This window comes from Salimicrobium jeotgali, from assembly GCF_001685435.2.
In the GTDB taxonomy this organism is placed as follows: Bacteria; Bacillota; Bacilli; order Bacillales; family Halobacillaceae; genus Salimicrobium; species Salimicrobium album.
Genome location: NZ_CP011361.2, coordinates 172,479 through 193,381, shown reverse-complemented (window position 1 = coordinate 193,381; position 20,903 = coordinate 172,479). Strand labels below are relative to the sequence as shown.

General features: G+C 47.2%; 18 protein-coding genes. 10 read left to right on the top strand and 8 right to left on the bottom strand.

Annotated features, from left to right (window positions below; all coding sequences use genetic code 11):
• Window positions 1-17: 17 nt before the first annotated feature.
• On the bottom strand, window positions 18-875 hold the full coding sequence (locus tag AAV35_RS00985) for a MurR/RpiR family transcriptional regulator (RefSeq protein WP_008588977.1): 858 nt from the start codon (window positions 873-875) through the stop codon (window positions 18-20).
• Window positions 876-1,053: 178 nt separating this feature from the next.
• Here AAV35_RS00985 and AAV35_RS00980 point away from each other — a divergent pair, with 178 nt between their 5' ends.
• Window positions 1,054-2,397 carry a GntP family permease gene (locus AAV35_RS00980; protein WP_008588975.1) on the top strand — a complete coding sequence of 448 codons (1,344 nt, stop codon included), beginning with the start codon at window positions 1,054-1,056 and terminating at the stop codon, window positions 2,395-2,397.
• A 270-nt stretch (window positions 2,398-2,667) separates the two neighbouring features.
• On the opposite strand, the gene AAV35_RS00975 is transcribed toward AAV35_RS00980, so the two are convergent.
• Together AAV35_RS00975 and AAV35_RS00970 are read right to left on the bottom strand one after the other, a co-directional pair.
• Complete coding sequence (locus AAV35_RS00975; RefSeq protein ID WP_008588973.1) at window positions 2,668-2,994, bottom strand: hypothetical protein; 327 nt, start codon at window positions 2,992-2,994, stop codon at window positions 2,668-2,670.
• A 194-nt stretch (window positions 2,995-3,188) separates the two neighbouring features.
• Window positions 3,189-3,725, bottom strand: a complete 537-nt coding sequence (locus AAV35_RS00970) for a hypothetical protein (RefSeq protein WP_008588971.1) — start codon at window positions 3,723-3,725, stop codon at window positions 3,189-3,191.
• 232 nt (window positions 3,726-3,957) lie between these two features.
• On the opposite strand from AAV35_RS00970, the gene AAV35_RS00965 reads away from it, so the two are divergent.
• Complete coding sequence (locus AAV35_RS00965; RefSeq protein WP_008588968.1) at window positions 3,958-4,353, top strand: (deoxy)nucleoside triphosphate pyrophosphohydrolase; 396 nt, start codon at window positions 3,958-3,960, stop codon at window positions 4,351-4,353.
• Here the strand turns inward: AAV35_RS00965 and AAV35_RS00960 are convergent.
• Entirely contained in the window at window positions 4,337-7,147 is a 2,811-nt protein-coding gene (locus AAV35_RS00960; protein WP_008588966.1) for a DEAD/DEAH box helicase, read from the bottom strand. The two genes, AAV35_RS00965 and AAV35_RS00960, sit on opposite strands and share 17 nt — an antisense overlap.
• A 201-nt stretch (window positions 7,148-7,348) precedes the next feature.
• On the opposite strand from AAV35_RS00960, the gene AAV35_RS00955 reads away from it, so the two are divergent.
• The 5 genes from AAV35_RS00955 (at window position 7,349) to AAV35_RS00935 (ending at window position 14,413) form a co-directional block, all read left to right on the top strand.
• Entirely contained in the window at window positions 7,349-8,890 is a 1,542-nt protein-coding gene (locus AAV35_RS00955; RefSeq protein WP_008588964.1) for a hypothetical protein, read from the top strand.
• A gap of 380 nt (window positions 8,891-9,270) precedes the next feature.
• On the top strand, window positions 9,271-10,203 hold the full coding sequence (gene thpD, locus AAV35_RS00950) for an ectoine hydroxylase (RefSeq protein ID WP_008588962.1): 933 nt from the start codon (window positions 9,271-9,273) through the stop codon (window positions 10,201-10,203).
• A gap of 59 nt (window positions 10,204-10,262) precedes the next feature.
• Window positions 10,263-10,682, top strand: a complete 420-nt coding sequence (locus AAV35_RS00945; RefSeq protein WP_008588959.1) for a hypothetical protein — start codon at window positions 10,263-10,265, stop codon at window positions 10,680-10,682.
• 1 nt (window position 10,683) lies between these two features.
• Window positions 10,684-12,687, top strand: coding sequence for a non-contractile tail sheath protein (locus tag AAV35_RS00940; RefSeq protein ID WP_008588957.1), 2,004 nt, complete (start codon window positions 10,684-10,686; stop codon window positions 12,685-12,687).
• Between the two features lie 70 nt (window positions 12,688-12,757).
• Window positions 12,758-14,413 (top strand): DUF2334 domain-containing protein, encoded by a 1,656-nt coding sequence (locus tag AAV35_RS00935; protein WP_008588955.1) that lies wholly within the window; start codon window positions 12,758-12,760, stop codon window positions 14,411-14,413.
• A gap of 220 nt (window positions 14,414-14,633) precedes the next feature.
• Here AAV35_RS00935 and AAV35_RS00925 read toward each other — a convergent pair whose 3' ends face one another.
• The 3 genes from AAV35_RS00925 to AAV35_RS00915 form a co-directional block, all read right to left on the bottom strand.
• Window positions 14,634-15,989 (bottom strand): IS1182 family transposase, encoded by a 1,356-nt coding sequence (locus tag AAV35_RS00925; protein ID WP_065757330.1) that lies wholly within the window; start codon window positions 15,987-15,989, stop codon window positions 14,634-14,636.
• 156 nt (window positions 15,990-16,145) lie between these two features.
• Window positions 16,146-16,973 (bottom strand): ABC transporter permease, encoded by an 828-nt coding sequence (locus AAV35_RS00920; RefSeq protein WP_008592030.1) that lies wholly within the window; start codon window positions 16,971-16,973, stop codon window positions 16,146-16,148.
• A 12-nt stretch (window positions 16,974-16,985) separates the two neighbouring features.
• On the bottom strand, window positions 16,986-17,918 hold the full coding sequence (locus AAV35_RS00915) for a daunorubicin resistance protein DrrA family ABC transporter ATP-binding protein (protein ID WP_008592031.1): 933 nt from the start codon (window positions 17,916-17,918) through the stop codon (window positions 16,986-16,988).
• A gap of 97 nt (window positions 17,919-18,015) precedes the next feature.
• Here AAV35_RS00915 and AAV35_RS00910 point away from each other — a divergent pair, with 97 nt between their 5' ends.
• The gene (locus AAV35_RS00910; RefSeq protein WP_008592032.1) at window positions 18,016-18,456 is read left to right on the top strand and encodes a MarR family winged helix-turn-helix transcriptional regulator; all 441 of its coding nucleotides are present in this window, start codon (window positions 18,016-18,018) and stop codon (window positions 18,454-18,456) included.
• Window positions 18,457-18,476: 20 nt separating this feature from the next.
• Here AAV35_RS00910 and AAV35_RS00905 read toward each other — a convergent pair whose 3' ends face one another.
• A complete protein-coding gene (locus tag AAV35_RS00905; protein WP_008592033.1) occupies window positions 18,477-19,466 on the bottom strand; it encodes a tetratricopeptide repeat protein in 990 nt (329 codons plus the stop codon).
• Window positions 19,467-19,610: 144 nt separating this feature from the next.
• Here AAV35_RS00905 and AAV35_RS00900 point away from each other — a divergent pair, with 144 nt between their 5' ends.
• Both AAV35_RS00900 and AAV35_RS00895 read left to right on the top strand, forming a co-directional pair.
• A complete protein-coding gene (locus AAV35_RS00900) occupies window positions 19,611-20,261 on the top strand; it encodes a TVP38/TMEM64 family protein (RefSeq protein ID WP_008592034.1) in 651 nt (216 codons plus the stop codon).
• Window positions 20,262-20,343: 82 nt separating this feature from the next.
• Window positions 20,344-20,862 carry a peroxiredoxin family protein gene (locus AAV35_RS00895; RefSeq protein ID WP_008592035.1) on the top strand — a complete coding sequence of 173 codons (519 nt, stop codon included), beginning with the start codon at window positions 20,344-20,346 and terminating at the stop codon, window positions 20,860-20,862.
• Window positions 20,863-20,903: the final 41 nt, after the last annotated feature.

The window sequence follows — 20,903 nt, the reverse complement described above, 5'->3', positions numbered from 1 at the left end:
TTTCAAGATTTGAACTTCTACATTCTTTTCCCGGACAGAGCACTGGTGATTTTTTCCCAGGCCGATGTGCTTTCTTCCTTTCCGGAAACGAGAAGATTCACGTATAACGCATCGATGACGCTCATCTGTGACATAGCGGATGAGAGGATCTGCGGGCGATAGTCGGCTTCCTCCGCGACGGTCGTCAGCACGACATCGGAGCGTTCCCGGAGCGGGGATTTTGCGAGATTGGTAATAGCGATGACAGGTACACTGCCGCTTTTCAAAATGTGGAAAACGTCGAGCACGTCCTTCGTCGTTCCCGAATGGGAGATGAGAACGGCGACGTCCTTATTTTTCAATTGGGAGGCGGACATGAGCTGCATATGGTTATCTGCCTGGCTGAACACGGAAAGACCGGTTCGCAGCAGCTTGTGGCAGGCATCCTGGGCGATGATATTCGAACCGCCGCACCCGAAAAACTCCACCCTGTCCGCCTGGCGCAGCATTTTCACCGCTTTCGCCACTTCGGAAGTGTCCAGCACTTCGAGCGTCTCTTCCATCGTGCGTATGTTGGATCGGAAAACTTTCTCCGTGACCTTGGCTTCGTCATCCGTACGGGTTATGTCTTCCAGCTCCTCTTTGTCCGCACCGACCAGTTCCGAAGCAAGCTCGATTTTCATATCCTGATAACCTTTGAACCCCATTGTTTTGCAAAAGCGGAAGACGGTGGACACGGCGATGCCGATGTCATCAGCCGCTTCGTTGATCGTCCCTTTTACAATCCGTTCCGGCTTCTCCAGTATATAGTCCGCTACACGCCGCTCTGTCTGTGTAAACTGAGGATACTCCGAGCGGATACGCAGGAGACAGTGCCTCTTTTCCCTGGCTGCCATAAACGTCTCTCCCCTTCCTTTACAGTAAGTTCATCTTAATACGAAGAACGGGAAAAAGAAAATATTTTTGTTACCGTTTACAAAAGGAAAAATATTTTTCTGTAAACGATTGCAAAGAAAAAATTTTTCATGTACTATAAGCGGTATGAAAATACAGAAACATTAGGAGGTACCAGCAATGTCATCCACCATGCTTATTCTTATCGCCGTAGCGGGAATTTTCGGCCTGCTATTTCTCGTGATCCGGACGAAACTGCACGCGTTCGTTTCCCTTATGATCGTCAGCCTTCTCGTCGGTATAGCTGCCGGAATGCCTCTCGGAGAAGTCATCACTACTGTAGAAGAGGGGATGGGCGGCACTCTCGGGTTCGTCGCCATCGTCGTCGGGCTTGGAGCCATGTTCGGAAAAATGCTCGAAGTCTCGGGCGGAGTGGAACGTCTCGCCCAGTCCCTGCTCGGACGATTCGGGGAGGATAAATCCCAGTGGGCTCTCGGCATCGCCGGTTTCCTCGTCGCTATTCCCGTCTTTTTCGACGTAGGATTCATCATCCTCGTTCCTATTGTATACGGACTTGCGAAGAAATCCGGCAAGTCGCTCTTGTACTACGGCATTCCGCTTCTTGCAGGACTCGCCGTCACGCACAGTTACATACCGCCGACTCCGGGACCTATTGCTGTCGCAGACCTTATCGGAGCGGATCTCGGCTGGGTCATCTTCTTCGGTGTACTCGCCGGTATTCCGTCGATGATCATCGCAGGACCGCTGTTCGGCCGCTACATTGCTAAACGCATCGACATCGCCGTACCGGACTACATGGATTTCGAAGAAAAAGAATACGAAAAAGATCTGCCAAGTTTCTGGATGATTACTTCCATTATTCTTGTGCCTCTCGTTCTGATACTTATTAATACGGCCTCCACCATCATTTTCCCGGAAGGAAGCACTGTACGTTCCATTACCACTTTCATCGGTAACCCGATTGTGGCACTGACGATCGCCACGCTGCTTACATTCCGGATTCTTGGAACGAAAAGAGGCTACTCCCGTCAGGAAGTGCAGGACATCGCTACGAAAGCGCTTGAACCTGCAGGAATCATCATTCTTGTCACCGGGGCCGGGGGCGTATTCAAGGAAATGCTCATCCAGTCCGGAGTCGGCGATGTGCTCGGGGAAATGATGGCAGGATCCCCGCTGCCGCCGATCCTTCTCGCCTTCCTTATCGCTGCCATCGTCCGCGTGGCCCAGGGCTCTGCAACCGTGTCCATGGTTACGGCAGCCGGGCTTATATCTCCGGTCATCGATGTAGCCGGTCTCGAAGGTGCCGCTCTCGGCCTGATCGTCATTTCGATTGCCGCAGGAGCTACGGTGCTCTCTCACGTAAACGACTCGGGTTTCTGGCTCGTGAACCGCTTCTTCGGTCTTGACGTTAAGGACACCCTGAAGACGTGGACCGTCATGGAAACGCTGATCGGTCTGGTCGGGCTCACCGTAGCACTCATTCTCGGACTTTTCATTACGTAACGGATAATCGTGACATTGAAGACCCTTCATGCGGTCTCAGTGTCACGTTTTTACGTTAATCGTACCCATCGGAGCCATTTTACACTTCTGAAGGGCACGTATTCATGATTATCGTTCCCTTCCGAAGGCATTCGGGAGTCTGAAGGGAACGATAATCGTAATATTTCAAAAAAAAAGACACCCCTAAAACCGAACATTCAGAGTTCGATTTTGGTGGTGTCTGTTATTTATAAAGCGTAACACTTCAATGTCTTCTGTACCCCGGTCCTCTCACTCCCACGTACCGCCTATTCCTTTCTCAAGGCTTTTTTCCCGGCAGAACGGGCAGCGGGCCATTTCCAGCCAGTCGAGAGAAAGAATGCGTACATTTTCACTGCGGCATTTCGTACAGCGGGGGTAGTTGTGGGAATGAGAGCCGTCTTCGAACAGAAATTTGATAGTCGGGCGGCTGCTTAAACATAAACACTCCTGACACTGGGTGAGCTGGAAGCTGAACTGATAGTCGTTCACCTCTTTATCTTCGAGCAGCTCCTCCAGTTCCTTCCGTTCCCAGTACGGAAATTCACCGAGGCATCTTGCGAGAGAACTGTGAAACATGCCAAGACCGAAGCGAAAATTCCCCGAATATCCGCATCCACGGCACCTTACTTCTGACGTTACCCCATAGGACCGCCTCCGGCATATATTTTTTGATTATCCTTATTATACTCCATTTCCCGGAAAACGTTTAACGATAAGTCGCTCACAGTCCGGATGGACGGAGAGGTTTTATATAACCGGGATGGCCCGGCTTATTGTTTCCAAATGTGATAGTACGTCTTCGCTTCTTCCGGATCATCCACGTTGTCGATCAGCCCTTTCGCCTGTTCATCGATATAAGGATCGTTATCCCTTTTATAAAGAGCAGCGAGTCCTCTTAGAATGTCTTCGCGAAGAAGTGTGCCATTTTTCTCCCCGGCGGCTGTATAAAATCTTTCAATCATAGATCCGGTCACAAGGTTCTTCTGCCGGGCACCTCCGAGAGCGATCCGCCATACCGACTGCAGAGCACGGCGCGCTGCAGTGGAATCTTCATCTTTTGTCACCTGCCATACGTTTTGGAAATCGCGCATGATCCGGTCTTCCGGGTCACTGACAGCAAGATAGGACAGGAACTGAGCGGCTTCCGACCTCAGGCGTGCATCTTCATCATCGAGGAATCCGACGAGTCTGTCCCATACTTCATAACTCCATGATACTTCCGTTTCCATTTCTTCAAGGAGGGCCCGGTGTGCTTCCCCGGAACCGTTCCTCCATTCTTCAAACAGCTGTTCTATACGGTTATCCATAACGAAATCCTCCTTTTCTTCCTACCATATCATTTTCCCGGAAAGAGTGCGGAATAACAGGATGCGTCATTTATTTTTATTTTGTCGCCCCGGTAGTTATACTGGTCTTATAGTCTTAGAAAAGGAGTGATTCTGATGGGCAAACTTGACCAAAAAACAGCAATCATCAACCGAATTTCTTTGCACAAAAAAGTTGTGCAGGAGACGTTACATACAAAAGGAGGACATACATATGAAAAAACAGGTTAAAGTCGTGGCAGCCATTATCGAGAACGAGAAAGAGGAAATTCTCTGTGCACTCCGTTCTCCCGATATGAGTATCCCGAATATGTGGGAGTTCCCCGGCGGAAAAGTCGAAAACGGGGAATCTCTGCAGGAAGCGCTTGAACGGGAAATCCAGGAAGAACTCGGCTGCAGCATCCGGGCCGGCGAAGTTTTTAACCGGAACGTGCATGAATACGATTCGTTCGTCATTGAACTGATCGCCATCAAAGCCCGGCTTCTCGAGGGGGAGCCGGAACCGAAAGAACACGCCAAGCTCGTATGGCTGAAACAGGAGCACCTTCCTTCCCTCGTCTGGGCTCCCGCCGACATTCCGGCAGTCGAAGAACTTACACCTTCTCGGTAAGTTCCGTAAACAGCTGTTCCGGCAGCTGGTGATGCAAAGCGATCTGCACTTCCACCGGCTGTTCTCCTCTCCAGGAGAGAGCGTCCCCTTCTCCGATATAGATATACGGTTCCGTAAACCCGTTTTCAATCTGCTTATACTTGCGGACGAACAAGTGCAGCCGGATACCCCGCTCGCGGTTATGAAGAATATTTTTCCCCCGTTCGGAGTCCTGCCTCGTACTGTTCGGAGTTTCCCACTGGAACTGCGCGCGGCTGATCAATTTATCATTGTAGTTGATGCTTTCTTTAATATCCGCCTCTTTGTGCAGATCGATGAACAGAAAATAGTCATTCCCGTTCTGTAACAGTCCGGAGCCCCGGAATGCAGAATGACTCTTACGGTAGTTCGACAGAAGAGCCGCATCCGCCATCTGATACTGTTCATACAGTTTGAAATGAGGTGTCCCGTAATAACGGGAGCCGAATTCCCGTTCGTATCTCAACAGTCCGTATTCGAGTACGTCTAATATATAGGCACGGTACTCCGGATTGTTCAGCAGTTTGTCGAATAATAAAGTACGCTCGGCCCTCTCCCCATCATAAGACACGAGTTTCGGCGTCCTTTCCCGCATCCCGGAGTCGAAAAATTCCTGGTTCACGTAACAGAGGGCGTGTTCAACACTCACTTCCGGAACCTCTTCCACCCACTTCTCTATTTCCGAATGTGCTTCTGCAGTTGTAATCAATCGTTTATGGGCGAGCGCCCGAAGCAGGGCGAAGTCATAGCTCCGTTTAAGCGGAAGCATCGATGAAAGCCATTTGAGCGTTTTGATAAACGTCTCATCTGCGCTCAGTTCTTTAAGATGATCGTCTTTTTCCGTGGCTGCGACGAATTCCAGGTATGTATTCTTCTTCCTGATGAAAGAAACCGGATCCGGAGCGTTTTCGTACGTATAATAATCCATCAGCCAGTGCGGAGTCTTTCCGGCCCGGACGCGTTTGAACTCCTGGTACTGCTCACGGAGATATGTCATCGACATGAATGACTCCCGGTCAATCTGGGTCAGAATCCGTTCTTTCGAAATTTCATCCATTTCGATATGGGTGGCTCCCGGCAGATGAGCGAAACCGGTGGATATAGCGACTTTCAGACTTTCTTTGTCGTAATAGCGCTGCCCGTTCAAAGCGATGGCGATGAGAAACGTCTTTGCGTGATTTCCGATAAAATCAAGCACCGTCAGAAACTCTTTGCCCTCGTATTTCCGAAGACCCCGACCCAGCTGCTGGATGAAAACGATCGGTGAATTCGTAGGCCTGAGCATCAGCACCGTATTTACAGAAGGGATGTCGACCCCTTCGTTGAAAATATCCACCGTAAACAGAAACTCGATCTCCGACTCATCCGATTCCAGACGACGTATAGCTTCCCGCCGCTCCACGCCGGTATTCTCTCCATCCATGGCAAGGCTCGGAATACCGCGCTTCCGGAACTCTTCCGCCATATATGTGGCGTGCTCCCGGCTGGCACAGAATCCGAGACCTTTTCTCTTCTCGCCGTCCCAGCCGTAAAATTTCATGTTTTCGATGATGAAATCGACGCGTTCATTCACTTTCAGCCGTCTCGTCATTTCATCGATATCGTCGATGGACACGTCGCGGAGATCCACTTCATCGATATCCGTTATTCCGAAATAGTGGAAAGGGACGATGATATCGTCTTCCAGAGCGTCATGCAGACGTACCTCCAGTGCCACGTTCTGATCGAACTGTTCAAAAATCGACTGCTGGTCTCCCCGCTCCGGAGTCGCCGTCATCCCGAGCGTAAAGCCGGCATCGAAATAATCGAAGACTTCCTGGTACGTCGGAGCCGTGACGTGATGCGCTTCATCGTAAATGATGTAATCGAAGGTCCCGGGATCAAAGGACTCGTAATAGTTATGAAGCGTGCGGATGTTAGCGAACAGATAGTCCGCGTCCAAATCTTTCTGTGTGCCGGTCAACAGTCCGAAAGATACGTGAAAGTTATGTAAGAAATATTCGAACGTCTCCTTCGCCTTCTGCAGAATTTCCTCGCGATGCACGACGAACAACAGCCGCTTCGGCCGTTCCCGGCGTACGTCAAAAGCGGACATATACGTCTTCCCGGTACCGGTAGCCGCAACGACGAGTGCTTTCTTCTCCCCGATACCCCGGAGCCGGTCGAGATTCTCCATAGCCCGAGTCTGCATACTGTTCGGCGTTACGTATGTGCTTTTTTCGTAAACGAGAGACTGATGTGTGACAGTCTCTTTCAGGTTACGGACGAGTTCGGTATAATCATGCAGAAACTCATCATCCACTCTGCGGCTTCGTTCCCACAAATCGTTGAATTCGCTGATCACCCGGTCCATGAACGCGGCATGCTGTTTGGAAATAAGTTCGACGTTCCATTCCACGTTACTTTTCAGGGCATGCTGGGTGATGTTTGAGGACCCGATGATCACTTTGTAACAGTCATCGTATTCAAATATGTAGGCTTTCGTGTGAAAACCGGTCTTATCGGTGACGAACACCTTCGATTCTATAAGCGGAAACTCCCTCAGCTTCCGCAGTGCCTCAGGATCGGTGAAATTCAGATAAGTGGAAGTGAGAATCTTCCCTTCCACACCTGCTGTCTCCGCTTCCTTCAACGCCTCCAGCAGCAGCTGAAGACCGCTGAAGTTGAGAAAGGCGACACTGAAATAAAAGGAGCGGCACGTCTCAAGGGAGGTTTTCAACTCCTGCAGAAGACTTTCCGTCTGTGTATTCACAATAAGTCGTGGTTCATTCGGCATACCTTCACCTCTGATTCTGGAAATAATTTGTATCCATCGTATATGAGTTTTCCCGATTGATCAATGACAATAGTTTCCAGGCTTCTTAAAAGAGAGGTTTATACTCATTAGAATTTTTACAGAATTTTTCGTAAATAATATGGAAGGCTTATCCAATCTCCTCTATACTTGGACGTAGGCTGAAATACAGGAGGTACGAAAGTGAAAAAATATTGGACCCTGCCACTGCTCGTCATTGTAATCGGTATTATGTTCCTAATGTTTCAAAACTATAAGCAGGCCGCTGCCCTCCCTTCCGATTCTTGGCATCGGGAAGCGAAACTCGGCGAAACCGAAATCCGCGCCGGGCTGGACGGCAGAAAAACGGAAAATGGCATTCGTCTCGCTTATTTTACAGAAGAAGCTCTCACCATCCAGACATACGATGAAAAATTGAATGGTACAGAAACGACGAAAGTCCCCGTCCGGAACACGAAAGGGGCTGACGTTTTCATCGGCGATACATACACGATTTATTACAGTGATGGAGGAGTCTACCGCGCCGACACGGAAAAACGGATAGCAGACTCGGAAATCTTTCTTCCCACTGAAAAAGGTGCAGTATACGTGGAAGGGGGAAAAGCCGTCTACGTGGACGGCGGGACGCTTGAAACGACCATCATAGCCGAAAACGTAACGGAATCCTCTTCCATCCACGCCTATGAATCGAATCAGGGGACTGTCGTTTCCGTCAGTGAACGGGAGGATAACAGTCTCACTTCCTCGATTTACATCAAAAAGAAGAGTGAAGTTGAAAAAGTGGATCAGTTGACTGTCGAGCTGTCTTCTTCCCTGAAAATGGAAGACACGTATCCATTAATCCAGGGGGAAACTGCCACTCTGCTTATTAATGCCGTCCCGGCTTTTGTCCGTTCCTCCTCTGGAGAGAAAAACTTTTTCCTGGCTCACAAAAAGAACGGTTCCGTCTCACTCACTGACGTAACATTTCCGGATCCTAACAGAGAAGGAAGTCCTCTGCAGGAAGTCGAAGACCTCCACGTTTACGAAAAAAATGGACGCCCACTTCTCCTATTCAGAGCCCAGGGGTACACTGAAACTAAAACAAGCAGCACGGAAGCTTTCAACGTTTTCGAAGGAGAGATAAATAATGAAAGTATTACTGCAGACAGACTCAGCAACACCCCGCGTCTGTCTGTTCGCCCGGAAGTGATCGATGCAGGGATGATCGCCTGGATCGACGAGGGGGCGGATGAGAACACATTGTTCACAGCCGCTTCCAAAGAGCACGCAGATTTTTCCGCTTCCGCTTTCTCCGGGGATATACTGCTCCGTACAGCAGGAAAAACACTGACGATGCTTTCGACCGGGCTTATGACCATTTTTCTGACTGTTCTCTGGTATGCCGTTCCCCTGCTGGTTATGGTGTTCTGGATGTCGAAACGCCGCAACCCTTTCGACGAAGAGAAAGAATGGATTCTATATGTATCGGCAGCCATTTACACGACAGTCGCCTTACTGTTCGATCATCACCTGTTCAAACCGCAGCTCATTGAGGCTCTGCCCGGGATACTCGATTTTCCCGGCAGTCCATTCGTAATCATTCTTCTGTTCTCGCTTCTGTCCTTACTGATCGTCAGATTTTCGGGGATGGATAAATGGTGGGGGCTTCCGGCACGTGTAACTTATTTCGTCGGTCTGCACGTCGTGTTTATGACCGTTTATGTAGGACCCTATTTATTCTGATGTTTCACGTGGAACAAACAGAGAAAATCGTATAAGCATAGAAAAAAGTTGGAAATTTTCGGCTTTTTTCAGAAAAATGTTTATTGTTCAAATACATGGGAAGATGTACAGTGGCCTCTCCATTAATGAGGGAAACATATAACCGTGAGGGAAATTTTCGTACAATCGCGCTTACAGCATAATTAATAAAATTCTGTTTACCTAATAGCCAAAAGCCGGCCCCCCTGATTCAGGAACGGGTTACGCTTTTGGTTTCGCTGTCTCAGGTTTTATGGAAGGGCTTTCTCCCGAAGAAAAAAGCATCCCTTCGGTTTACATTACAAAAGTGCGGCTCGGTACGACTTTCTCTCTGGTAAAAACACTTAAGGAGGAATGGAAGTATGGCAATGGATAAATATCCGTCCAGGCAGGGTGATCACAAGGAGATTATCGACCGGAAAGATCCGATCGTTCACGGCGGTGCCGACTACGACGGACCTCTGGAGGACAAAGATTTAAGCTTCTATGATGAGAACGGGTACATCATGCTGCAGAACCTGTTCACTGCTGACGAAGTTAAGCTTATGAAAGAAGAACTGCGTAAAACGATGGAAAATAACGAAAACCGTGATGCACCGGACGTCATCAAGGAGCCGAACAGCAACGAAGTCCGCTCTGTATTCGAAATCCACAAAGACAGCGGGTTCTTCGAAATGCTTTCGAAAAATGAGCGTATCGTCAAAGCAGCCCAGCAGATTCTCGGTAGTGATGTGTACATGATGCAATCCCGCATCAACTTCAAACCTGGCTTCAAAGGTAAAGAGTTTTATTGGCACTCGGACTTTGAAACGTGGCATATGGAAGACGGCATGCCGGATATGCGGGCACTCAGCTGCTCTATCATTTTGACGGACAACTATGAGTTCAACGGACCGCTTATGCTCATACCGGGATCACAGAAGTGGTACGTCTCCTGCCCGGGTACGACTCCGGAGGACAACTTTAAACAATCATTGAAGAAACAGGAGACCGGTGTACCTGACAACGAAAGTATGGAATGGCTCACCGAACAGGCCGGCGGACAGATTGACCGCGCCACCGGGCCTGCAGGCTCTGTCCTCTTCTTCGACTGTAATACGATGCACGGCTCTGCCGGGAACATCTCCCCTTACCCGCGCAGTAACGTATTCTTCGTATTCAACTCGGTGGAGAATAAACTCGTGGAACCGTTCAGCGGCACGGAGCCGCGCCCGGAATTTCTTGCCAACCGGGAAAACACTTCCGCTATCAAACCGCAGGCAGGTTCTCTGACAGAAGACGTCTCTTCCAGATAATAAGAGATGCAGCACCGCCTTATAAAAAAGACGCATGCCTCCAGAAGAGGTATGCGTCTGTGATTGACGAAGAATTAGATGTGCGTTTTCAAATGGTAGTCACAGAAACCACTATCGTACCGTATGGCAATGGTGTACAGCGTACCGTTACATTAGAGGAAATGATTCCTTCTGCTGATAGGCTTATAGCAGATATTATGCTTAAACAAGAGACAGATACAGGTATTAGAAGAGGTAACGTATGGACAGAGTTTGTGACTGTTCCGTTCAGTAATGAAGAAACAACCATTGATTTTAGTGTACCGTTTAAAACAAAACCAGTCATCAATTGTACAGTGATTGGCTCTGAATCTATACAACCAACGGTGGAATATATTCAATCCACCCTTCAGGATATTCCTGTCTATACTGGTTGCACAATCAATGCTCCTTTAGGTACAGGACAACAATTCTGTATGCTTGCTTTTGGGAGGGTATAATATGGCTGTATATCAACGTTTTGACCCTGACCTCTGGCGTACAGTATTCAACTTTGAGTGTATGTGTACTCTCACCACCACAGATACCGGAAATCTTGTGATGACTGGCTTTTTTACCACAGAAGGCGATTATATTGGTGTGTATTATCAGAGTGAGGATGTGAACACACATGATTACTACAAATATACAACCAACTATGATTATACCGATGTGACATTCTCTTTTGTTCCTGAATATACCGGCAAAGTAGCACACTTCAATGATCGGACACTTAAAACTGCTATGAATGTGATAGCAAAGGATGGTACAGAATATATAGTCACTCTGGGCTTTTACGGTCAAAAAAACGATGGCTCAGATTCCTTCCTTTTTGATGGAGAAATTGAGCTATCCAATCCGTGGATTGATGTAGGAAGTGAAACGGTAGAGTGGACGAAAGAAGAGACTGTTCAGAATGAAGACGGCTCTACAAGTACCGTTACAAGGAGTGGAACGGGTGAAATAGGTACAGATTATGATATGGACTATGTGGATGGCGTGTTTTTTACTAAGGAAGGTGGTATTCCCTATAATGCTGATGTGGATATCACCTATACTTACAACACTCATGAGAAGTACACGTTGAATTTTAATAACCTATACGAAGGTACTCACCCTGATTTACAGACGATGATTGACCCTACAACCATATCCAAAATGACATTCTCTATTATTCCTGATTATTATGTGGAAGGAAGTCGTATTCTGACAGGGAGAACCGATGATTTCACTATCACATTATCCGGTATAGAGGTGGGAAATGGAGAGTTGAATACAAAGCCTGAACCTATGCCACGTACTGTATATCGTCCAGCAGAGGGTTTTGACGATGAATATGATAAAAACCCAAAAAGGTTAATGGAGCAGATGAACATTCTCGGCTATGAAAAGCTAATTAATTTATACATTGGTGCTTCACATTTTCATTATAAAGTTGGTCAAGAAGGCGAGGAAAGCACAGGATATAATGTACAAACCATTGATACAACAAAAGGAATCAATGAGCCGTTCCGAGTGTGGTTACAAAGTTTTCTAAAGCATATGAAGCTGAATAACTTTGATGATATTATCATTTCCGTTTCGATGGAACACTTGCAGATGCCTGATGAATGGAAACAATTGATGTACGACGGGCAGCCGGGGGCAACAGGGTGGCAGCCTCCTACCAACTTCTATGACCCAAACAATGAAGCTGTACAAACGTATATCAGAAAGATTTCCAAAGAGATATTAGATATTGTGCAGAATGAAGGTATGCAAGTAACATTACAGCTTGGTGAACCTTGGTATTGGTGGCAAGAGTTTCAGCCGGGGAATGTGAATCAACCATTTGAAGGACAGCCGCCTTGTTTTTATTCTCCAGATACCCTAAACCGATACGAATCAGAGACGGGTGAACAGCTTCCTGTCTATGAAGAATCAAAAACGATGGCAACCGAAGAGAATAAAGAAGTTTGGAAGAAGTTGAAACACTATCTTGGTGATTACTCGGAGTTTATGAAGTCAATTGCCAATGAGTATGACAATTCAAGATACACCGTACTATTTTTCCCTCCTTCTGTATTGGATAAAGAGCGTGTTCCAGTGATGATGCAGGAAGTCAATACACCGTTTCATGTCTGGAACGACAATCAGCTTGATTTTATTCAAATTGAGGATTACGACTGGGTTACGAGTGAAAATGATCAACATGTCAACGTATATCCTTATGCTTGGCTGGAATTAGGTTATCCATTTATCAAACAACATTATTTTGCTGGTTTTGTTTTGAAGCCTGAAAATGCAGATAAAGAGTGGCCGCTGATTGAAAAAGCCGCCGCAGGTGCTGTAGGTAGGCAATTCAAAGAAACATTTATATGGGCTGGTACACAGATACGCCGTGATAGTTGGACGCCGCGACAAAACTATTATTCATCCGATTGTGAAGCATGGATGCAGGTTAATTTACATCAGTATGGGGAGTGATGACTTGCTTGCAATGATTTAAATATAGTAAAATATAAGGAAAATAGGAAAAAAGATGAAGGAGATAACTATGTATAAATGGGTATCTATCATTGCCAGTGTATTGTTCTTTATGGGAGTTTCTACCGTTTCTGCTGAAAATGGTGATGACACAAAACCAAGTGTGCTGCTCGTTCACTCCTTGGAAAACCAGGGGCAGATGAAAGAAGTGAGGATGCTGGACGCTTTGCTTGGACAGTTCACTGATGATATTACATTGACAACGGATGACAAGCTGCAAGAAAAAGAGGTGAACTCCTACAGTCACCTTTTCTACTACGGCGGCGTTCCTAAGCAGTTGTCTAAAAGCACGATAAGCGTGCTAAACAACTATCAGGGAAAGATTTATGCTGCTGGCCATAACGTAGACCAATTTTCGCAGCGATTCTCCTTTTTAGAATGGGAGGGGGAAACGTTGATTAATAGTGATGTTACTTTAGCCGGAGCGGAGTCGATGACCTTACCAGAAGAACGAATTGTGTATGACATCAGAAAAGGTGATAAGGCAACCGTTGCCGCTAAAAGTGAAGACGTTCCACTTGTAGTCCATTCAGGAGGTGACTATTATTTTTCCGGCGAAACATTCTCTCCGCCCTTTGGTCAGGTAATCACCGAATCATTAGCCGCTTTCTTCGAGAAAGATAATAAAAGCCTCGTGAAATATCTTCGGCTGGAGGACGTTGATCCATTATCGGACCCGAATCAACTTCAATCCCAGGCGGAATATTTAGCAGAAATGAACGTCCCCTATATGGTTTCTCTTATTCCGGTACACACCAATGAAGAAGGAGAGACCGTTCATTTATCTGATTCACCGGAATTGATTGATACCTTACAGTATATGCAGGATAACGGGGCAAGTATCGTTCTACACGGGTATAAGCATCAGTACAGACGTTCAGAGACTGGAGAAGGTTTTGAGTTCTGGGATGTCGAGAATGATCGGCCTATATACCAACCCTCTTCTGAAGACGCAAAGACGAAAAGCGACTTTAAAACGGATCAAGCGTATCAGAGTTACATGAAGGAAGCAGCCACCTTTGAAAAACAATACATCGAAGAAGTAGTCACAAAGGGTATTCAAGAGTTGACCGATCACAACTTATATCCATTGGCATTTGAAGCCCCTCACTATGCCATGTCGCAGCAGGGATATGATGTTGTATCGGATCATTTCAGCTCCTACGTGGGACAGCTTCAGTTGACTAACAACACATGGAAAGGGCAGTATGCTCCCCCTTATGAATCTCAGCCGTCCTTTCTCCATGGAATGACAGTTTATCCGGAAACACTGGGGTATATCGAGAAAGGGGAGCAGGCTTCCTTCGATCGTATGGACGAAGAAATAGGGCAAAGGTCTACTCTTACAAAATCCTATTTGTCTGCTTTCTATCATCCATATCTAGGTCTTGAAGGTCTGAAGAAAGTCGTGCAGAACCTTGAAGCAGTTGATGACAGTACCTGGTTAGACTTGAAAGAACAAAACAACACAGTCAGTGCTGGTGATCTAAACATCACATCCGATAACGGACAAATCAAAGTAGATAATACGAAGGTTGCCAGTGAACATGAAAGATCAATATTTAGAAAAGAGATACTAAAGTACGCTGCGTTTCCCTTGGGTATTTTAATTATAGTCATTCTATATGTTGCTCGAAAGGCACTTAATAGAAAAAAGGAGAACTAAGAGCCCTTATAGATAGGGCTCTTCAGCTTGTAGAGAAACCCCGTGTTTTTCTGCAAGCTTTTTTTGTGCAGTTCGTGCGGGCGAATACCACTCGCTTTCCGCGGACGAACGCCCGAGCCTCCCTCGTGAAAACCCACACTCCGGGGTCTCGAATCGCCCGTTTTTCCGCAGGAGTCTCCTGGTATTCGCCTTCCCCTCACCGAAAAAGACTCTCCTTCACCTATCTCACCCTGGATAGGTGGAGGGCAATCTTTTTCATGTTTTGGCAGGCCGCCGTCAGTAACGCTTGTTCGCGTACATTCTCTTTTCCGCGCAAGCGACAATAACGCAGCCCGTGCAGTTCTTTTGAATCTGCGAAGCTACGTTCAACTTTCTCTTTTCTCATGCGATAGATCCACTTGCCTTCATTAGAAAGCCGGTTCAACCAAACCTTCTCCTTCGAGCTTTCCCATACATGGCGAGTGATCGTTTTTTGATACTTCTTATTTTGGGTACACTTCGCTAGAAGAGGGCAATCTGCACAATTTTCAGGGTTTGATTTGTAATGCCGATACCCCTCACGATCGGTGGTCGAATAGCTTAAAACTTCACCCTGGGGGCACACATATTCATCCCGCTCTTCATCATATGCATATTTCCATTTCGGAAGAAGCCCTTTCTTTGACTGGTACCTTCGATGAGCAATAACTCCAAATATTCCTCTTTCCATTATAAGCCCATGACATATAGGGTTCGTCAGATAGCCGGCATCTAGACCTACAGCTTCCACCTCAAAGCCAAATCGTTCGATTTGGCGATCCAAACGTTGTAAGTAAGGTCTGGAATCATGAATATTTCCTGGCGTTACATGAACATCAGTAATGATGTTATGTTTTAAATCTGTGGTACGGTGATCAAGATAAAAGAAGCCTTCCGGCTTATTCTCCCGGTAAAGATAACCACTCTCGCTATCCGTGTCGCTAACCTTAATTTCCTTTGTCTTTTTTACCCCCTCCTTTTCCTTCAGAGGCTTTTTTTCATGATCTTCACGATCTTTTCTTACGGCTTCTTCCAAATCTTCGAGGTAGTCTACCGTTTCTACTTCAACTTCTTGTTTTGAGAATTTCTTCTTATTAGCGTTGGCTTTCAAGTGCGTGGAATCTGTGAATAATACACGGCCGGAGACCATACGGTGGTTCATCGCTTGGAGCACGATTTCATCAAAAACTTCTTGAAAGATATCCGTGTCTTTGAAACGAGTGCGGCGGTTCCAACTAATAGTGGAATGATGGGGGACTTTGTCTGTAAGATTCAACCCTAAGAACCAACGATAAGCAACATTCGTTTGAATTTGTCGCTCCAATTCGCGTTCGGAACGAACACCATAAATATAACCAATGAACATCATTTTGAATAAAACAAGAGGATCCAAAGAGGGACGGCCATTATCTTCTGAATAGTAAGGACGGACTTTTTCAGGAATGAAAGAAAAATCTATGTATTGGTCAATTTTGCGTAGGAGATGATCTTCAGGGACAAGCTCTTCAATGGTAACCATTTCGATTTCATTTTGTCGTTCAGTTTTAGATTGAAACATCCAATCACCTTTCGTTGATAAGTTACAGCTATTATAACAAATTAACGAAGTGATCTATTAAAAAACAGAAAACAAATAAAAGCTGCCGAGACTTTCTCGACAGCCTGAGACGCATGCCTCCAGAAGAGGTATGCGTCTTTTAGTATTATCCGTGTCTTATGCATTGGCACGCTGGAAACTGAAGGTCGCGAAAAGTACAAGAACCGCGGCGAAACCTGCGATGAACAGCACTTCAGCGAACATCGTCACTTCCTGTCCGAGCACCGTTATATTCAGCCCCATGGCTTCCGATACGGCTGCCGGAATGTTATCCACTTCAATCATCAGTTTCTTCATCACGTCCACCCCGTAAGTGACCGGGTTTATTTTGACGATGACGTCCATCCACGCGGGCATGTTACTCACCGGAAACAATGCCCCCGAGAGAAAGATCATCGGCATTACGAGAATCTGGACGGTCAGCTGGAATCCTTGCGTGGAGCGGATTACACTGGCGAACAACAGCCCGAGCCCGGACAGCGCACATCCCAGAAGAAACATGAACGGAATCACCTGAACAAGGGCTGTAATACTGTAGGAAATACCGAGAAAAGGGATGAGAAAAAACAGAAGCACTCCCTGGATCGTTGCGATCGTGGCAGCCCCGAGCATCTTGCCGATAGCGATACTTACCCGGGAAATGGGTGATACAAGAATTTCTTTCATATACCCGAAATCTTTATCCTCGATGACGGACATCGCAGAAAAAATGGAGGTCATGAGAAGCGTCATCGCTACAATCCCCGGGAATACGAATTCCACGTAGTTGAATCCTTCCGCTCCTTCCGGCATGTTACCGGCCATCATCGTTTCCATCGAACCGCTCATCCCTCCGCCGAAAATAAGCAGAAACAGAATCGGCATCGAAAAGGAGCCGATCAGCCGGGCTCTGTCCCGAAAAAATTTCGTCAAGTCTCTTTGCCAGATTGCAAATATTCCTTCCATCGATTATTCCTCCTATTCTTTCGCGTCTCCGATTTTTCTGCCTGTAAAAGCGAGAAAAACGTCATTCAGGGTCGGTTTCCGGATATTCAGTCTGGTGATGGGAATTTCCAGAGTTTTAATGAAGGAAGAGATGAAGGCGTCACTGCTCTCCACTTTCAGATGAATCGTATCGCCTTCCACACTCACGTCAGCCCCCTCCACTTTCTCCTCAATTTCACGAAGAGCCTGATCGTTATCTTCTGTCGACAGTTCGATCATATCCCCTCCGAGCTGGTCTTTCAGGGAGGTCGGAGAATCCAGAGCGATAATCTCCCCCTGATCCATAATAGCGACCCGGTCGCTGATTTCCGCTTCATCGAGATAGTGGGTCGTCAGGAACATCGTAATACCCTCTTTCTCTTTCAGCTTCAGAATATATTCCCATAAGTGGGAACGTGTCTGCGGGTCCAGACCCACCGTCGGCTCATCGAGGAACAGAACCTTCGGGTAGTGAAGCAGTCCACGGGCGATTTCAAGACGCCGTTTCATACCGCCCGAAAAAGTTTCCACCCGCTGCTTCCGTTCATCGACGAGGTCTACAATCTCAAGCACCTCCCCGATGCGTTCCTGACGCTTATCTTTCGGCACCCCGTAGAACCGGCAGTGCAGCATCAGATTCTCGTTGGCGGTCAGTTTCTCATCGAGCGTATTTTCCTGAAAAATGATACCGATGCTGGCGCGTACTTTATCTTTTTCTTTTTTGGCGTCATATCCATTGATCATGATGCTCCCGGAGGTTGGTTTTAGCATCGTACAGATCATATTGATCGTCGTACTTTTGCCGGCTCCGTTCGGCCCGAGAAACCCGAAGATTTCCCCTTCCTCCACTTCAAAATTGATGGCTTTCACCGCTTCGGTCTGTTTGTATTTCTTCGTCAGATCTTTCACAGAAATCACCGGGTCCATGTATTTTCCCCCTCTGCGTAATAGTTATGATATAATAACTATTAATTATTATCCACTTTTGCCCGGCAAAAGTCAAAAAGGAAGGAGCATGCTGACGATGACGACGGATAACGAGCTGATCGACCAGATATTGAGCGTTCTCCCTGCTCTTCCGAAGAAGCTGTTCGGGGAGGTGCGGCCTTTCGAGGAAAAAGACCTTCACCCTACCCACCTGCACATTCTTCATATCGTGGAACAGGAAGGACCGACGCCGATGAAAACGGTGGCGGAGAAGCTTTCCATCAAAAAATCGAACCTCTCCCCGCTCGTCGGAAAACTGATCGAGCACGGACTGCTGGAGAAAAAGAAACTTGAGAAGGACCGACGCGTGACGCTCATCCGGCTGACCGGGGAGGGAGAAGCTTTTCTTAGTAATAAAAAGCAGTATATGAAAGATAAAATGCGCGAGCGGCTGGCATCGCTCACCCCGGAAGACCGGGAGACGCTCCACGATACGTTTTCCAACCTGTCGGTCATCCTGGACAAAATGAGCCGGTAAGCTCCTGAGATTCTTTTGTGTCAGTGGAGCTGCTCATCGGCCCGATGCACAATGATGAAAGGGACGGCGTCAGTGAACGTGCAAAAGCCGTGTTCCATGGTGAGTGCTTCTGTGAGCCCGAGCTCCTCCAGTTTGCGGCTAAGGCGGCTCACTCTCTGCCGGAACGTCGTCGGCTTCACCTCTCCCTCTTCCCCGGCCAGTTCTGCCATCATCACGGCATCAAGTGGCTCCTCCCGGGATGACTGGAGGAGGTAGTAAAGAGTTTTTCCGTAATCCCGACTTATTTCTTCCGTTTTACCATCAAATCCGATTTCAATCGTCTCATCTCCAAAGTACAGATGTCCGGTCCCCCGACTCTTCTGTAACAGGGACTCTTCCGCTTCTTCCTTAGAGAGAAACTCCATTTTCTCCCCCGTTATTTTCAGGAAGGCGTGGGCGTTCAGATAACTCTCGGTCGTCTGCAGCTTTTCGTACAACCAAGACATATCGGAAGAGGAGAACGGTTCGTATTTCCCCGGTACAGAAAGAAGGCCCATCTTCTCGTGGAGGTCATACAGAACATGTATTTCACTCGTGATAAGGTAGAGATGAGCATAGTACAGCTGTCTTTCGTTTAAGGGGAAACGTTCGGCCTGTCCCTGAATTTCCAACGCTTTTGAAAAATGACTTCCCGCTTCTGTAAATCGTCCTCTTTGCACATACAGAAGACCGAGACGGTAATGAGCGAGAGGAAGATGATCTTCAAAATGAAGAGCCTGCTTCAGAGAATCGATGGATGACTTCTCATCCTTTCTGTGCGCCGTTTTCATATAGGAGCCGTACTCCACCAGATAATAGATGAGTTTCTTTTCCACGTCCTCGGCAAGATCTCTGTCGTTTTCTCTTCTTAACTGCTGCCTCAATTCCCTGTACAAAGCTATCAGACGGGAGTAGCCGCCTTTTTCCGCTTCAAGATTCCTCTTTGCTTCCCGTATTTCCTCCGAAAGATCGTTACTCGTTCTTTTCGGCATCTGTCCCTGCCTCCTTTTACATACTCTCCTCTTCCTATTCCCCGAACTGCCTCCTTCTCAGCACGTGTAAGGAAAAATACATACTTTTATCGTGAGATACGTTAAAGTGAGAAAAAGACAGACAACAGGAAGGAAAAGATACCCATGTTCTCAAAATCCCAATGGCTGAAAATCATTTTGGTCCTTTCCCTATTTCTTACCATCGCTTATATTACTCACTTCCGCCTGGAACTCAGACCTTCCGATATCCGCGACTTCATTTTATCGTTCGGGTGGTGGGGGCCTTTCGTCTTTTTCCTCATCTACACTGCCGGACCTCTCATATTTCTGCCGACGTCCGTTCTGTCTCTCGGAGCCGGCCTCCTGTTCGGAGTATGGCCGGGAGTTCTATACATTATCATCGGAGCAACAGGAGCCGGGGTGACAGGCTACATGATGGCCCGTCTGTTCGGAAAGTCCGTCGTTCCGCTGGATAACTTCTCCTGGGGAGAAAAGCTGTTCAGAAGAATGGAAGAGCGTGGTTTCGTGTACATTTTCGTGCTGCGGCTCGTCCCCATCGTCAGTTTCGATCTGCTCAGCTACGCCGGGGGAATTTCCCGGGTGCGCTTCCGCTCGTACATCCTTGCTACTGTCCTCGGGATGATTCCCGGCACGTTCGTCTACAGTTTCCTCGGCTCAAGCCTTGCTTCCGGAAGCATTCTGACAATCGGGATAGCGGCAGGAGTCTTCGTACTCATGGTGGCGGTTACGTATTACTTCCGGTCCCCGGTCAAAAAATGGCTCGGCCTTTCCTGATAAAATATTGTTTTTTTCGGTGAGCGGACCTTTAAAATTTCTCTCACAGGGTAAAGGAAGTGTATAAAGGAGAGTGTGTACATTGGATGATTTCAGATTGAACCAGAAAGCTCCGGACTTTACGTTAAAGAGTACGGCCGGGGAAGAATACAATTTTTCCAAAATGATAGAGGAAAGCGGGAAGGACTGGCAGCTCGTCATCTTTTTCCGGGGGTCCTGGTGCCCGGCATGCATGGAGGAGCTGAAACAATTCGAAGAGGAGAAAAAGTATTTCGACAGACAGCAGATACGACTGACCACGGTCACTTATGACGACAGAGAGAAGCTTGAGAACATGGTGGAGGAGCACGGTTTCACCTTCCCGGTTCTCGTCGACGAAAATTTGGACTTTTTACGGGCATACGACGTTCACTTCCACGGGGAGGATGCTCCTTATGAGGATCATGGCACCCACGGAGAACCTGCCTATTTCTTAGTGGACAACGAAGGGAAACTGCTGTACCAGCAGCGTCAGACAAGCCCGTTCGGCCGCCCGCATCCGAAAGAGCTGCGTAAGATCATTCAGTATATCGGCAAAAATTTGAAGCAGAAACCTGAATAAAATTCAGGAAAAAGCAGATACAGATATAACAAAACCGAACT

Excerpts from the sequence above, each read along its gene's own strand:
- AAV35_RS00985 (WP_008588977.1), bottom strand. The coding sequence starts at position 875 with ATGGCAGCCAGGGAAAAGAGGCACTGTCTCCTGCGTATCCGCTCGGAG.
- AAV35_RS00910 (WP_008592032.1), top strand. The coding sequence starts at position 18,016 with ATGACGACGGATAACGAGCTGATCGACCAGATATTGAGCGTTCTCCCT.
- AAV35_RS00940 (WP_008588957.1), top strand. The coding sequence starts at position 10,684 with ATGGCTGTATATCAACGTTTTGACCCTGACCTCTGGCGTACAGTATTC.
- AAV35_RS00925 (WP_065757330.1), bottom strand. The coding sequence starts at position 15,989 with ATGTTTCAATCTAAAACTGAACGACAAAATGAAATCGAAATGGTTACC.
- AAV35_RS00935 (WP_008588955.1), top strand. The coding sequence starts at position 12,758 with ATGTATAAATGGGTATCTATCATTGCCAGTGTATTGTTCTTTATGGGA.
- AAV35_RS00970 (WP_008588971.1), bottom strand. The coding sequence starts at position 3,725 with ATGGATAACCGTATAGAACAGCTGTTTGAAGAATGGAGGAACGGTTCC.
- AAV35_RS00980 (WP_008588975.1), top strand. The coding sequence starts at position 1,054 with ATGTCATCCACCATGCTTATTCTTATCGCCGTAGCGGGAATTTTCGGC.
- AAV35_RS00965 (WP_008588968.1), top strand. The coding sequence starts at position 3,958 with ATGAAAAAACAGGTTAAAGTCGTGGCAGCCATTATCGAGAACGAGAAA.
- AAV35_RS00915 (WP_008592031.1), bottom strand. The coding sequence starts at position 17,918 with ATGGACCCGGTGATTTCTGTGAAAGATCTGACGAAGAAATACAAACAG.
- thpD (WP_008588962.1), top strand. The coding sequence starts at position 9,271 with ATGGCAATGGATAAATATCCGTCCAGGCAGGGTGATCACAAGGAGATT.
- AAV35_RS00920 (WP_008592030.1), bottom strand. The coding sequence starts at position 16,973 with ATGGAAGGAATATTTGCAATCTGGCAAAGAGACTTGACGAAATTTTTT.
- AAV35_RS00900 (WP_008592034.1), top strand. The coding sequence starts at position 19,611 with ATGTTCTCAAAATCCCAATGGCTGAAAATCATTTTGGTCCTTTCCCTA.
- AAV35_RS00960 (WP_008588966.1), bottom strand. The coding sequence starts at position 7,147 with ATGCCGAATGAACCACGACTTATTGTGAATACACAGACGGAAAGTCTT.
- AAV35_RS00905 (WP_008592033.1), bottom strand. The coding sequence starts at position 19,466 with ATGCCGAAAAGAACGAGTAACGATCTTTCGGAGGAAATACGGGAAGCA.
- AAV35_RS00975 (WP_008588973.1), bottom strand. The coding sequence starts at position 2,994 with ATGTTTCACAGTTCTCTCGCAAGATGCCTCGGTGAATTTCCGTACTGG.